Genomic DNA, 13,916 nt, shown 5'->3' on the forward strand with positions numbered 1-13,916 from the left:
AGATCTGTTGCTACAGAGCGCGCGACGCTAGGAGTTTTATGGTTGATTTTCATACGGCTGAGCCTGATGTTGCTGCTGAAGCGGTTGCAGCGCGAGAAGCGAAGCTATCACCGCTTCCGCAAGCACAGTCCCAGATTTCTGGTAGTCAGTGGGCATCGCCACCGGAACCCATCAACCAGATTTTGGATGCGCCGAGTCTGCCAGCCGTGCTGATCTCGCCTGACAACCAGTGGTTAATCGAGCTTGGTCAACCCTCTTTGCCGACGATCGCTGAACTGGCAGAACCGGAAATTGCCGTTGCGGGCTTTCGTCTGAACCCTAAACTCAGTAGTCCTGCACGTCACCATACGTACCGTGGGATGATGCTCAACGCAGTTTGGTCAAACGTCAGCAACCCTGTTCTCTTGCCCGATGAGGCTCGGATCAGCTATGCCTGCTGGTCGCCTGATGGGCAAAAACTCGCGTTTGCACTGACCCAAGCGACCGGACTGGAACTCTGGTTTCTGGCATTGTCTGACGGCATTCCACATCGGCTCACAGAGCCTGTTTTGAATGCAACGTATGGCGTTCCGTATCGTTGGCTTTCGGATGAGTCGCTGTTGTGTAAATTCGTTCCAGCCGATCGCGGCGCACCACCTGAGAAGCCGTCTGCACCAGCAGGACCGATTATTCAGGAGAATTTAGGACGTAAAACTGCCAGCCGCACGTACACCAATCTGTTGCAGAATCCACACGATGAACAACTGTTTGAGTATTACGTCACTTCAACGCTAGAAGTGGTCACGTTTGATGGACAGCAACAGCGTCTCGGCAAACCCTGCTTGATCGATGAAGCGATCCCTTCACCGGACGGTAATTACATTCTCCTCACGACGCTACATCGCCCGTTTTCTTATCAGTTGCCGAGTTCCTACTTTCCCCTACGGTTTCAAGTATTAAACGCCAGGGGTCAGGTCGTGCAGGAACTGGCTGATCGCTCTTTAGCCGATGCTGTCTCCACTAAGTTCGACGCGGTAATTACTGGACCTAGACGCATGTGCTGGCGCAGCGATCGCCCCGCAACCCTGTACTGGGTGGAAGCCCTGGATGGAGGCGATCCGGATCAGGTGGTACCGTATCGCGATGCATTGTACGAACTCAACGCACCGTTTACTGAACTGCCACGGGAATTGTGGCGATCGCAGTATCGCTTTCGGCGAGTGCGTTGGGGTAGCGATACTGTAGCGTTAGTCTGGGAACGCTGGCACGATACGCGTCAGTTAAAGGTATGGCAGCTTAACCCTGCACAACCGGAGCTAGACTTGCATTGTTTGGTCGATCGCAGCTATGAAGACCACTACAGTGATCCAGGTATGCCGCTAACGGTGCCGGGACAGTTTGGACGATCGGTCTTGCAGTTTACCCCGGATGGCAACAGTCTTTACTTCAGTGGACGAGGCGCTTCACCAACGGGCGTTTACCCTTTCCTCGATCGCCTGGATCTTGCGACAGCGGCAACCGAACGTCTCTGGCAGTCTCAATCCCCCTATTTTGAGTCGGTGATCAAACTACTTGACGATGAGGCGCAGCAGTTTTTTACGTTACGCCAATCCAAAACCGAGCCGCCTAACTTTTTTCTGCGTACGCGATCGCAGCCCGACCCGATCCCCTTAACTCAGTATCCCGATCGCGCACCACAGTTTGCAGACGTGCATAAAGAGGTGGTGCGGTATCAGCGCGTTGATGGAGTACAGCTTTCGGCAAAACTCTATCTACCAGCAGGCTATGACCCAGCGCGGGATGGCGCATTGCCAATGGTGTTCTGGATCTATCCTGAAGAATTTAAGAATCGAGAGTTGGCTGGTCAAGTTACCACGGCTGAACATGCTTTTAACCGTCCCAGCGGCACCTCGGTCTTATTTTTACTGACTCAGGGCTATGCGGTGTTAAGCGATCCTAGTCTGCCCATTATTGGGGAAGGCGATGCCGAGCCTAATGACACCTACGTTGAGCAACTGTTGACTGGTATTCAAGCTGCGATCGAGTATGTCGTTGATCGCGGGATCGCAAACCGTGAGCAACTCGGCATTGGCGGGCACTCTTACGGTGCGTTTACCACAGCGAATATTTTGGTGCACAGCAATCTGTTTCGCGCTGGGATCGCTCGTAGTGGCGCGTACAACCGTACCCTTACACCCTTCGGTTTTCAGGGGGAACAGCGTCACTTTTGGGACGCTACAGAGACCTATCTGCATCTATCGCCGTTTACCCACGTGAGCAAAATTACCGCGCCCCTGCTGCTGATTCATGGCGCTGATGATAGCAACGCGGGTACCTATCCCCTACAAACTGAGCGTTTCTATGAAGCCCTCAAGGGTCTAGGAGCAACCGTTCGTCAGGTCATGCTGCCGTTGGAAGACCACGGCTACCATTCTCGTGAAGCGGTTGGGCATGTGCTTTGGGAAATGGTGCGTTGGTGCGATCGATACCTCAAGGCTGTTCACTAGCGGGTGAGCCTGGGAAACAGCAGTCCATCGGTTCCACGATCTCTAACCCACTTTGATCAGATTATGGAATCAGTGCTCTTAATTGAGGTACTATTGTATTTCTGTGGGTTTTTAAGCTTAGAAAGATTGTGGCAAAGGAAAGGCTATGGCGAAGCGTGTACAGTTAGTTCTCAGTCGAGATGTAAGCAAGTTGGGTAAGGCAGGAGACCTCGTTGAAGTTGCCCCTGGTTATGCTCGCAACTATTTGATTCCTCAAGGCATTGGGGCGCGAACGACTCCTGGTCTTTTGAAGCAGGTCGAGCGTCGCAGAGCCTTAGAGCAGCAGCGGTTGCTGGAAGAAAAGCAGCAGGCAGAAACGCTCAAGAAGACTCTAGAAGCCGTTGGACGCTATACGATCGCCAAGCAAGCGGGTGAAAAAGACGCGATTTTTGGCACCGTTACCAACCAGGATGTGGCGGATGTCATCTTGGAAGCGACGAAGCAAGAAATCGATCGTCGCGGCATTACCTTGCCTGATATTCACAGTCTTGGGTCTTACAAAGCCGATATCAAGCTTCATCCTGATATCACTGCAACGGTTGAAATCCAGGTGGTCGCCAGCTAGGGCAGCAACAGGGAAGGCTTGCCATCGCACCACCGCCCTGCTAGAATGGTACAAAGTTACTACAGCAGGGTAAGCAACGCTGGCGTAGCACAGGCACCGATGAAGCTCCTCTATTTAGCGTCCTTCCAGGCTATTCTGATCTCGATTGCGCTAAATGTAGTGAAGTGTGGGCTGCCTTAGCTGTATATTGAGGTGGGTTGCTCCTTGCGGCAACTCATCTTAGCCCATCACTGCCTTTCCCAAAAGCCCATGGTTCAGGAACTCAATTTTCAGACCTTTAGCGATCGCCTGCCGCCCCAAAACATTGATGCTGAAGAGTCAATTTTGGGCGGTATTTTGCTTGATCCGGAGGCAATCAATCGAGTTGCGGATCTGCTGCACCCTGAGGCATTTTATCTGAGCGCGCACCGAGAGATTTACCGCGCAGCGCTGGTTTTGCAGGGACATGGCAGCGCTACGGATCTGATGAGCATCACCTCCTGGTTGATCGATCGAGGACTGCTGGAGAAAGTGGGTGGACAGAGCAAACTCGCGCAGTTGATCGATCGCACTGTGAGTGCTGTCAACATCGACCAGTACGCTCAACTGGTGATGGACAAATACATGCGCCGCATGTTGATCAAGGCAGGTAACGAAATTGCTCACCTTGGACACGATACAGCCAATGATCTAGAAGCAGTGCTGGATCAGTCTGAACAAAAACTCTTCGGTGTGACCCAGGATCGCCCGCAGCAGGGATTGATGGCAGCGTCCGACATTTTGACGCATACTTTCTCTGATATCGAGAGTCGATCGCTGGGCATGGTTTTGCCCGGTCTCTCCTGCGGTTTCTATGATTTAGATGCGATGACTCAGGGCTTTCAGCGCTCTGATTTAATCATCGTTGCAGGACGACCGTCAATGGGAAAGTGTCTAGAGGCAAGTTCAGAAATCCTGCTGTCAGATGGAAGTATCGCCACGATCGAAGAACTATATCGGCGGCAGCAAGCTGAGCTATTGACGCTTGACAGAAATTGGAAGTTTAAATTCACTCAACCTTCGGTCTTTGTTGACGACGGTGCTAAACCCGTGTTTCGAGTCACGACCCGTCTAGGACGCACCATTGAAACAACGCTGACTCACCCTTACCTGACCATTGAAGGCTGGCGACCATTAGCAGCGTTGAGTGTTGCTGATAAGATCGCAGTACCCCGTAAGGTTGATGTGTTTGGTGTGCAGCCAACCCGAGAATGTGCGGTTAAGCTGTTGGGGTATTTGATCGGGGATGGTTCTTTAACTGGAATCAACCCTGCTTTTACAAACAGCAATACTCAGATTCAGAATGAGTTTATTCAATGTGTTACAGAGTTTGGCGATCTTATTGTTCGGAGGGAGGGCTCAAAGGGTAAGCGTACGCCATGCTTTTACGTCTCAGCGAATCTAGACGTTGCTGTGGAGAATCGGAAATGGTTTGGTAACTGTCTTCAAAGTCTCCTTACAGAGAAGAGCATAACGGGAAGAACTCTCGCTAGGGCACTGGGAGTCAGCCCTAGTTTGGTTTGTCAATGGCAGAAAGGAATCTGTGTTCCTGGGCTAGATGTATTAGATCAGCTTTGCAAAATACTTACGGTTGAGCAACATGATCTCTTTCCTGCGGGATTCCCCGCAGCCAGTTCCCGCAATACTTTAACTACCTGGTTACGGGAAATTGGCTTATGGGGAAAGACCGCCCATACGAAAACGATTCCCTCCCTTGTATTTAAGCTGCCACGATCGCAGCTTGCCATGTTTCTTAATCGACTGTTTGCAACTGATGGGTGGGCAAGTGTCCTCACTAGTGGGCAAGCCCAATTAGGCTATGCAACGGTTAGTGAGCGCTTGGCAAGGCAGGTGCAACATCTCCTCCTGCGATTTGGTGTTGTTGCGGCTTTGAGACAGCGATCGGTGAAGTATCAGGACAGTTGTCGAACAGCTTGGCAAATCGATATTACCGATGCGTTGTCAATTAAAACTTTCAGTTCAGAAATTGGTATTTTTGGCAAAGAAAAGGCGGTTCTGAGTGTAGAAGCAGCTTTGGCGACAAGAAAATATCAGACAAATTGCGATTTAATTCCGATAGAGGTTTGGGATCAGCTTAACGTTGCCAGGAAAAAAGAGCCTTGGGCAACGCTTGCTCGTCGAGCGGGCATTGACGGTTACACCAATATTCATGTCAGTCAGCGTGCACCAACACGGGAACGACTTTTCTCCCTGGCAACAGCAATTGGAAATGAAAATCTCCAATATCTGGCGACGAGTGATCTTTACTGGGATGAAATCGTTTCCATTCAACCAATGGGTGAAAAGCAAGTCTACGATCTGACCATTCCAGACACCCACAACTTTGTTGCAAATGACATTTGCGTTCATAACACCAGCTTTGTTATGAATGTTGCCCGCAACATTGCGGCGTTTCACAAGCTACCCGTTGCTATCTTTAGCCTGGAAATGTCCAAAGAGCAGCTTGTACAGCGCTTACTGGCAAGTGAGGTGCGGATTGAAAGTGGGCGGCTGCGGGCAGGGCGTGTGAGCCAAAACGAATGGGAACCGCTGGGGCACGCGATCAGCACACTGTCACAACTACCCATGTTTATTGACGATACGCCCAACATCAGCATTACAGAGATGCGATCGAAAGCACGGCGGCTTCAGGCAGAACAGGGAGGAGCGCTGGGCTTGATCCTACTGGATTACTTGCAGTTGATGGATGGCGGCAGCGACAATCGTGTCCAAGAGCTATCGCGCATCACGCGGGCACTCAAAGGGTTGGCGCGAGAACTGAGTGTGCCTGTAATCGCCCTCTCGCAGTTGAGTCGCAGCGTCGAGTCACGCACCAATAAACGGCCCATGATGTCAGACTTGCGGGAATCAGGCGCGATCGAGCAAGACGCTGACCTGATCATGATGCTCTATCGCGACGAGTACTACAATCCTGATACACCCGATCGAGGGATCGCTGAAGTAATCATCTCCAAGCATCGGAATGGACCGACGGGAACGGTAAAATTGCTGTTTGAATCCCAGTTCACCCAGTTTCGCAACCTTGCCGCCCCCAATCGTACGTAAACAGAATTCAGCCGTCTCGCTTGGGCATTAGTGGGCGGCAGATTTAGAAAAGAGTTGAAGTACTACCACGCCAGCCACAATCAGCCCCATGCCAATCAGTCCTGCCTGGTCAATCGCCTGACGGTAGAAAAACCAGCCTAACAGCGCGACTAGGACAATTCCCAGTCCTGACCAGATTGCATAGGCAACCCCAACGCTGATGGTGTTTAAGCACAGCGAGAGAAAATAGAAAGCAGAACTATACCCAGCCAGGACGATGAGGCTGGGTACCAGTTTTGTAAATGATACCGTTGCTTTAAGTGCGCTCGTTGCAATCACCTCAGACACGATCGCAATGAGCAGGTACACATAGTCCGGCATAAAAACTCAAGTTGGTTAACTGAGCTTCAACAGTTCGACATCAAAAAGGAGTGTCGCATTTGGAGGAATCACACCGCCAGCCCCACGCGCACCATAACCCAGTTCGGATGGAATGGTTAACTGGCGACGACCGCCTACTTTCATGGTGCCAACGCCTTCGTCCCAGCCTTTGATGACCTGTCCTACACCGATTTTGAACTGAAAGGGCTGGTTACGATCGCGCGAGCTATCAAATTTAGTGCCATCTTCCAGAGTGCCTGTGTAATGCACGACGACCGTTTGACCAGGTTGGGGTGAAGCGCCCGTTCCTTCCACTAAATCAACATACTTCAATCCAGAAGGCGTTGTCACAAGAGCCTTGTCTCCAGATTTTTTCGGTGTTGCTGCACTTGAGGCATCTGACATGAGCGTGGGTGCGATCGACGCATTGGTTTGAGCTTTAGTAATGGTTGCAGCAACTTGAGTGCTGGTCAGCTCATTGGCGATCGCTGCTTCTGGTTTGCCACCAATCTGCGAAACGAACAGCACCACGAGGCAGGTGAGCATAACCCCCAAGCTGACTAAAATTTCCTTCAAAATAAACCCTCCTGTCAGGTTGTAAGCGGCGGTTGCATGATGAATCGCTGACTTGCCTATTGTACAGGGATTCAGGAAGGAGAAACTCCAGAAGAGCCTTGTAGTTTTTGTAGATTTTGTGCAAGCTGGAGATCAAAAAAGGTGTGTTGGTTGGCATCTCCAGCCAGGACACGAAACGGCGAGGTTGGTTCTCCCAACTGGTCAATCACCAGTGCTGCACCCGTAAAGTCTTGGTCTTTCGTATACTCATTCACTGTAATCACCGTTTGCAAGTTTGCCTGCCTCGCCGACTGCAAACCTGCATGGGAATCTTCAAACGCTAAACATGCGTTGGGGGCTAATTGCATACGCTCTAAAACATAGTCATAAATGTCAGGTGCGGGCTTCTTGGCTGGCACAATGTCCCCAGCCGCAATCACTTCAAACCAAGCAAGGCTATCCGGCGCGATCGCGGTTTCCAGGAGAGCCGTCACATTTTCGGGTGTCGTGGTAGTGGCGATCGCAAGTCGAATGCCCTGCTCACGAGCGTCCTGAAGCAGCCGCTTGACCCCCGAACGGAGAGGGATGGCATTCGACTGCACAAGCTCCTTGTAGTGACGAGTCTTTGCCTTATGCAATCCTGCTGCCCACGCTGGGATATCGTCCGCTGGTTTTAGCTCTGAACGGTATGTCCGTAGATAATGTTGAATGCGTTCTTTACCACCTGTCACCGACAGTAGTTCGCCATACTGCTCAACCGACCACTGCCAATCCAGTCCCGCGTCCGCAAACGCCTGGTTAAACGCTATGCGGTGTCCATCCCGCTCGGTATCCGCCAACGTACCATCAACATCAAAAATCAGTGCTTGCAGTGTAGTCATAGGTAGTAATCCGAAGGAGCGTCAATGGTCTGATGAGGCATCAATCTGGAGATAACGTCTCGTGGGTTGGGTTGTCTGTTGGCTCAGAGCTACCCTGTGCTGTAACCGATCGTGCTTGTGAGAGCGTATCCGTCGTGCCAGTGGGAGCGCGATCGTCTCGTCTGTCACTCTCCTCAATAGAAGAGGGCGTTAAGCGCTTTTGCTCCTGTACGCCCCACTGATCCATCACATCCTCTATCACTACTCGTCGCAACCAGATTTGGCTAACGACCGTGAGTGGTAGCGCCAGTGCTAACCCTAAAAAGCCAAAAACAGTGGCAAAAAAGACTTGCGCTAATAATGTAGCAGCAGGCAGAAGCGCCACTTGTTGAGACATCACGTAGGGGGTCAGCAAGTTACTCTCAAACTGCTGAATCGCAATGTATAAAGCGAACACAAGCAGCGATTTTACAGGTGAGTCTAGGAGTGCCGTTGACATGGGTAGCACGACGCTCAGCGTGGGACCAATGTTGGGAATAAAATTGAGTAGCCCTGCGAGAACGCCCTGTGCTAATGCTGCTTTGACTCCCAGTAACGCCAGCCCAGCGCTACTGAGCACTGCCACCACACTCATGCTGATTAAGGCACCAACAATCCATCGTCCCAACGAGAATTCGCACTCCTTTAGAATGCCATCAATGCGAACACGGTAAAACGCCGGAAACAGGCGGATGAAGCCCCGCCGATAAGCCGATGGGTTGATCAGCATCATCAATGCCAGGATCAGCACCAGTAAGATGTTGACGACCACTCCTAGCGAACTGGAAAAGAACGCCAGTGAACCACCGAGCAAGCGGTTAATGTATGGCTGTAACTGTTCGCCCAGGCTGTCAAGGTTGGGTAGATAGGCGCTCACCGATCGCGGCACAAAATGGCTCATGTTAGTCGTCCAATCGTTCAGGCGCTCAACCCCTGCTGGCACCAACACGATCAAATCTTGAAACTGTGCTGTAAAAGGCGGCACGATGAGCAGAAAGAACGCAATTAGCGCTGCCAGAAAACAAACAACGCTGAGCAAGACCGCACCCGATCGCCGTATGCCTGTTTCCTGAAACCGTCGCGAAAGTAAATTCAAGCTGTTTGCTAGCACCACCGCTGCAAACACCAGCAGCAATACCTGGCGAATTTGCCAGACAATGTAGAGGCTAACGGCTAGAACGAGAAAACCAATCCATTGACCCAGATTCACCACAAACTCCAAAAGAAGAGGAAGAAACGTTGCTAACTGTCAAACAGTAGAGCAGCAAACGGTCATCAATTCAAACGCTGATCCGTCCATCGCTACCGTTCGCGGCTGTATCTGTTACCACGCCCTTGCTGCCAGCGCCAACCGAGCAGGAGCGCGGCGATCGTGCCTGGAAACCACACTGCAATCAGTACATTAGTTGTTGTTGGCGAGATCGCTAGAGCGGGTGCGCCATACTTGATGGCGATCGATAGGGCAGTAGAGAGTACAAAAACCTTGAAAATTAATCCAGTCATCTCACATTACATCAGTGCCTCTACCCAGTAGCCATTATGCCTGCAAGCTCAGCGATTTCTACAGAATCCATGCCTTGTTCTCTTTTATCTTCTATGCTTCAACCTCTACCTTCTGACCCTGGAGTCCTGGCTCTATAGCGGGTTCCCACCAAGCAAAGTACAGTTGCGAAAAGGTGGAGGGCAGAGGGCAGAAGCAAGGAGGAGCACCGTTTTCCTTCTGCCTTCTGCCTTAGAACGTGTACCGTACTCAAACGAGAGCCGCTATGCGCGTGGTCAGTATGAAGCAAGTTAGGGAACTCTACCGTTGGATCTTGGCACGCACTGCCAACCAAACGGTTTCATTCGATGCTTGCCAGTAAATGGCGTGTGTTTTGCAGGAGTTTTCATGCTAGAGACGTTACAAAATTTCTTGAATCCACAGGGGTTTGTCGCCCATGGGCACTGCTACCTCTGGCAGACGGAGTTGGTTTGGCTACATGTGATTGGCGATGGCGCGATCGCCCTGGCTTACTTCTCTATTCCCTTAACGCTGGTTTATTTTGTCTCCCAGCGCAAAGACATTCCCTTCAACTGGATTTTTTGGATGTTTGGTTCGTTCATCATCGCCTGTGGCGTTGGGCACGTGATGGACATCTGGACAATCTGGCATCCAACCTACTGGGTAGCCGGAGCGATCAAAGCGTTGACTGCGCTCATTTCCGTCATCACGGCGGTAGAACTCATCCCGTTAGTACCCAAAGTCTTAGCGCTACCCAGCCCAGCTCAGCTAGAAGCCGCAAACCAAGAATTAGAGGCGACCTTAAATCGGCTCAAACAAACTCAAGTACAGCTGATTCAAACAGAAAAAATGTCCAGCCTGGGGCAGTTAGTTGCGGGCGTTGCTCATGAGATCAACAATCCAGTCAACTTTATTCACGGCAATCTGGTGCACACCACGGAGTATACACACGAGTTGCTGCGACTCGTGCAGGCGTATCGAGAGTCGTATCCTCAACCGACAGGTGCAGTACAGGCTGTCATTGACGCAAGCGATTTAGAGTTTCTCAACGAAGATCTGCCGAAAATGCTGTCGTCGATGAAAGTGGGCACCGATCGCATTCGTCAGCTCGTGCTGTCACTCCGCAACTTTGCGCGCCTAGACGAAGCGCAGAAGAAACCTGTCAATATTCATGAGGGTATTGATAGTACTCTGATGATTTTGCAAAGTCATCTGAAGTCAAAGTCCGATCGCCCTGGTATTCAGGTTGTCAAAGCCTATGGTGACTTTCCTCTCTTTGAGTGCTACGCCGGACAACTCAATCAAGTCTTTATGAATTTGCTGAGTAACGCGATCGATGCGCTGGAAATAGAAACAAAGTTTTCGCATGTTAGCGATCCACCCCTTTTACCGACGATTCGCATTCAAACCTCAACGCTGACTGCTGATTGGCTGCAAATCGAAATTACTGATAATGGTTCAGGTATCCCAGAATCTGTAAGGCAGCAAATCTTCAAGCCCTTTTTTACAACCAAAGCGGTCGGCAAAGGAACGGGCTTAGGCTTGTCGATCAGCCATCAAATTGTGGTCGAGAAGCACGGCGGACAACTGGACTGCCTCTCTACGGTGGGACAAGGAACGACATTCCGCATCAAGCTTCCAATCCAACAGTCTGAGCAACGTACGGTTCCCAAGTCTGTTTTCGCCTAGAAACACATACGCTCTGGTAAGCATACGTAAATCTGTGCTAGATTTAAAAGCGGTGTTTGAATCAACACAAAGCAACGGGTTGCTAGCTCAGTGGTAGAGCATTCGGCTTTTAACCGACTGGTCCCGGGTTCGAATCCCGGGCAACCCATCAATGAAGCACGTCAGTGGTCGTTCTCAGAGGATGCAGTCTCTCGTGTTAATTCGCTTACCCCAACGGCAGCGATCGACACTGGTAACATAGGCGTAGAGGTTGTCTCTGGCACAATCCATTCGCTTGCTCGGTTGAGCGCATAGAGACCACCGCAGAGCAATAACCGATCGCCAATTTGCAAATCGCTACCTCCATCCGGAAAGCGAATAAACTTTCCTTCTCGGCGAATTGCCTGGATCAGCACGCCAAACTGCCGTCGAATATGTAGTTCTGACAGCGTTTTGCCGACAACGGGGCTACCCTCAGGCACCAGCAGCCACTGACACGACGCATTTTCTGTTGGAATAGCGGCTCCGCCTTTTGCTAGTTCGTCAAAGGCGGCAATTTCGGTGGCTTCTCCGACGACCAAAAGGCGATCGCCCGTCTGCAAAGCCGTTTTCCCATCGGGATAATCGAGTTCTTCGCCGTCTGCCCGCCGGATTGCCATCAGGCTCACACCAGTTAGACGACGTAAGTCGGTTTCTTCTACCGTCATGCCAATCAAAGGTGAGGCGATCGGCAGGGGATACCAGCGGTTATTCATGTCTTGCGTCGCTTCTTTAAGCTCTCGTGAAACCTGATAGGACGGCTTTTCAGTGCGTAGATCCAGGTAGTGAGAATTGCGAATCTGCTGCACTTCACGCTGAATGACAGGCAGTGGTAAGCCAATACCCGTCAGCAGATGAGATGACAATTCCAGGCTGGCTTCAAACTCAGGCTGTACAACCTCTTTTGCGCCTAGTTGGTAGAGCAATTCAATATCTTTATCCTGATTTGCCAGCACGACCACATCCAGATCGGGAGCCAGTTCCAAAGAGCGTTTGAGGCAAAGACGTGTACTCATCGGGTCAGGAAGCGCGATCGCCATGCCCTGTGCCGTATCAACCCCTGCCTTCTCCAGCACGTGTAAACTCGCCGCATTGCCATAGACGTAGGGAATTCCAGCCTCCCGCACCTCCTGAATGCGACGCTCCGATTGATCAATCACAATCACGGGATAGCTATGTTCGCGCAGCAGTTGCACAATGTTGCGTCCTACCTGCCCATACCCGCAGACCACGACATGGTTTTGCGTCGGTAGATCATCGGCGATCTCCAGAGCAACATCGGTGCGCTCCAGATAGTCTTTCAGCCAGGGGAGCGATTCTGCCCAAGCAAAAAGCTGAGGGATGAATCGCAGCACAAATGGTGTCAGCACCAGCGTTACGGCGGTTGTTCCTAAGATCAGCAGGTACACGCGACGAGATACCAAGCCCAATGATTGCCCTTCACTCGCCAGCACAAAGGAAAACTCCCCGATTTGCGCCAGCCCCAAGCCAGCCGTCAACGCGGTTTTAAGGGGATAGCGAAAAAGCACGACCAGCGGGGTCACAATCAGAAATTTGCCTACAAAGACCAGCGCTACCAGACCCAGGATCAGTTCCAGGTTGTTCCACAGAAATGTGGGATCAATCAACATCCCGATCGCAGCGAAAAACAGGCAGGCAAAAATATCACGCAGCGGCTCGACATAATTCAGGGTTTGATCAGCGTACTCGACCTCTGAGATCATCAGTCCCGCCACAAATGCACCCATCTCGATCGACAGCCCCAGGTGTTCCGTCAGTAGCGCAATGCCCAGACAAATCGCCACCACACCCAAGAGAAAGAGTTCCTTACTTTCTGTACGCGCCAGCATTCGCAGCAGCGGCGGTATCACCCAGATACCTGCAATGACTGCGCCTAATCCCAGTAGACCTGTTTGCAGCAGTGCCCAACCGATCGCCAGCCCGACTTCTTCTACAGGTTTGTCGAGCGCTGGCAGCACTGCCAGCATCACGCCCAGCGCCAGATCTTGCACGACTAGAATGCCCAACATCACCTGTCCGTGAGGCGTTGCGGTTTCGTTGCGCTCCATCAGGCACTTCAGCACAACAGCAGTGGACGATAGCGAAAGAATTGCGCCCAGGAAGACACCCTGAGCAGGCGATGTGACCCAACCCATGCCCAGCGATACCAGCGCTGTGACCGCGATCGTCAGCACGATCTGCAAGCCGCCTCCGCCGAGGCTGATCCCCTTCACTTTCTTTAGCTCTGAAAAAGAAAATTCAACTCCCAGAGCAAAGAGCAGAAAGGCGACTCCAAACTGAGCCAGCGTCTCCACCTGGACTAGCTCTTTGATCAGCCCCAGTCCGGCTGGACCAACCACCATGCCTGCCAACAGGTAACCCAACAGAATCGGTTGCCGCAGCACTGCCGCCAGAATGCCACCTGCTGCTGCTGCTGCCAGTACTGTGACTAAATCAACGATCAGCCTGAAATCTTCTTGCACTGCAATTAATGTTAAAAAACGTATCGTTTGCTCTCATTTTAGAATACAAACTTTTTGGAACAAGCGGGGGTATGTTGAGTCAGAAGACTCAGCGATCGCCCTACAAACCACCATTCTTTGATCGTTGCTCGTTACGATTCCAGGTTCTGATGCTAATGCAGCAGTTTCACCTTAAACTTTGATCTGCATTGGTGCCTGTTTTCAACCTGAGAGGATGTTTTAAAAGTGTCTGGCGGT

Annotated in this window: 10 protein-coding genes and 1 tRNA gene; 5 read left to right on the forward strand and 6 right to left on the reverse strand. The window is 51.4% G+C overall.

Annotation, left to right across the window (positions count from 1 at the left end):
• Positions 1 to 38 precede the first annotated feature (38 nt).
• The 3 genes from AC5JO6_RS03070 to dnaB all read left to right on the forward strand — a co-directional run bounded on the left by AC5JO6_RS03070 (position 39) and on the right by dnaB (position 6,174).
• On the forward strand, positions 39 to 2,486 hold the full coding sequence (locus AC5JO6_RS03070; protein ID WP_496079564.1) for a S9 family peptidase: 2,448 nt from the start codon (positions 39 to 41) through the stop codon (positions 2,484 to 2,486).
• A 145-nt stretch (positions 2,487 to 2,631) separates the two neighbouring features.
• Entirely contained in the window at positions 2,632 to 3,090 is a 459-nt protein-coding gene (gene rplI / locus AC5JO6_RS03075; RefSeq protein ID WP_496079565.1) for a 50S ribosomal protein L9, read from the forward strand.
• Between the two features lie 249 nt (positions 3,091 to 3,339).
• A complete protein-coding gene (dnaB, locus tag AC5JO6_RS03080) occupies positions 3,340 to 6,174 on the forward strand; it encodes a replicative DNA helicase (protein WP_496079566.1) in 2,835 nt (944 codons plus the stop codon).
• Positions 6,175 to 6,201: 27 nt separating this feature from the next.
• On the opposite strand, the gene AC5JO6_RS03085 is transcribed toward dnaB, so the two are convergent.
• The 5 genes from AC5JO6_RS03085 to AC5JO6_RS03105 all read right to left on the reverse strand — a co-directional run bounded on the left by AC5JO6_RS03085 (position 6,202) and on the right by AC5JO6_RS03105 (position 9,491).
• Complete coding sequence (locus AC5JO6_RS03085; protein ID WP_496079567.1) at positions 6,202 to 6,534, reverse strand: DMT family transporter; 333 nt, start codon at positions 6,532 to 6,534, stop codon at positions 6,202 to 6,204.
• Positions 6,535 to 6,549: 15 nt separating this feature from the next.
• Positions 6,550 to 7,110 (reverse strand): FKBP-type peptidyl-prolyl cis-trans isomerase, encoded by a 561-nt coding sequence (locus AC5JO6_RS03090; protein WP_496079568.1) that lies wholly within the window; start codon positions 7,108 to 7,110, stop codon positions 6,550 to 6,552.
• A gap of 71 nt (positions 7,111 to 7,181) precedes the next feature.
• Positions 7,182 to 7,970, reverse strand: coding sequence for an HAD family hydrolase (locus AC5JO6_RS03095; RefSeq protein ID WP_496079569.1), 789 nt, complete (start codon positions 7,968 to 7,970; stop codon positions 7,182 to 7,184).
• Between the two features lie 40 nt (positions 7,971 to 8,010).
• Positions 8,011 to 9,198 (reverse strand): AI-2E family transporter, encoded by a 1,188-nt coding sequence (locus AC5JO6_RS03100; protein ID WP_496079570.1) that lies wholly within the window; start codon positions 9,196 to 9,198, stop codon positions 8,011 to 8,013.
• 92 nt (positions 9,199 to 9,290) lie between these two features.
• A complete protein-coding gene (locus tag AC5JO6_RS03105) occupies positions 9,291 to 9,491 on the reverse strand; it encodes a hypothetical protein (RefSeq protein WP_496079571.1) in 201 nt (66 codons plus the stop codon).
• A 385-nt stretch (positions 9,492 to 9,876) separates the two neighbouring features.
• On the opposite strand from AC5JO6_RS03105, the gene AC5JO6_RS03110 reads away from it, so the two are divergent.
• Positions 9,877 to 11,178: a sensor histidine kinase gene (locus tag AC5JO6_RS03110; protein WP_496079572.1), complete on the forward strand. Its 1,302-nt coding sequence runs from the start codon at positions 9,877 to 9,879 to the stop codon at positions 11,176 to 11,178.
• 76 nt (positions 11,179 to 11,254) lie between these two features.
• Positions 11,255 to 11,326, forward strand: a tRNA-Lys gene (locus AC5JO6_RS03115).
• 13 nt (positions 11,327 to 11,339) lie between these two features.
• On the opposite strand, the gene AC5JO6_RS03120 is transcribed toward AC5JO6_RS03115, so the two are convergent.
• Positions 11,340 to 13,679 carry a monovalent cation:proton antiporter family protein gene (locus tag AC5JO6_RS03120; RefSeq protein WP_496079573.1) on the reverse strand — a complete coding sequence of 780 codons (2,340 nt, stop codon included), beginning with the start codon at positions 13,677 to 13,679 and terminating at the stop codon, positions 11,340 to 11,342.
• Positions 13,680 to 13,916: the final 237 nt, after the last annotated feature.

The sequence above is a fragment of the Tildeniella sp. genome, assembly GCF_059505325.1.

Bases quoted from the DNA above. Each gene is read 5' to 3' on its own strand.
- AC5JO6_RS03070 (WP_496079564.1), top strand. From the start codon at position 39: ATGGTTGATTTTCATACGGCTGAGCCTGATGTTGCTGCTGAAGCGGTT.
- rplI (WP_496079565.1), top strand. From the start codon at position 2,632: ATGGCGAAGCGTGTACAGTTAGTTCTCAGTCGAGATGTAAGCAAGTTG.
- dnaB (WP_496079566.1), top strand. From the start codon at position 3,340: ATGGTTCAGGAACTCAATTTTCAGACCTTTAGCGATCGCCTGCCGCCC.
- AC5JO6_RS03085 (WP_496079567.1), bottom strand. From the start codon at position 6,534: ATGCCGGACTATGTGTACCTGCTCATTGCGATCGTGTCTGAGGTGATT.
- AC5JO6_RS03095 (WP_496079569.1), bottom strand. From the start codon at position 7,970: ATGACTACACTGCAAGCACTGATTTTTGATGTTGATGGTACGTTGGCG.
- AC5JO6_RS03105 (WP_496079571.1), bottom strand. From the start codon at position 9,491: ATGACTGGATTAATTTTCAAGGTTTTTGTACTCTCTACTGCCCTATCG.
- AC5JO6_RS03110 (WP_496079572.1), top strand. From the start codon at position 9,877: ATGCTAGAGACGTTACAAAATTTCTTGAATCCACAGGGGTTTGTCGCC.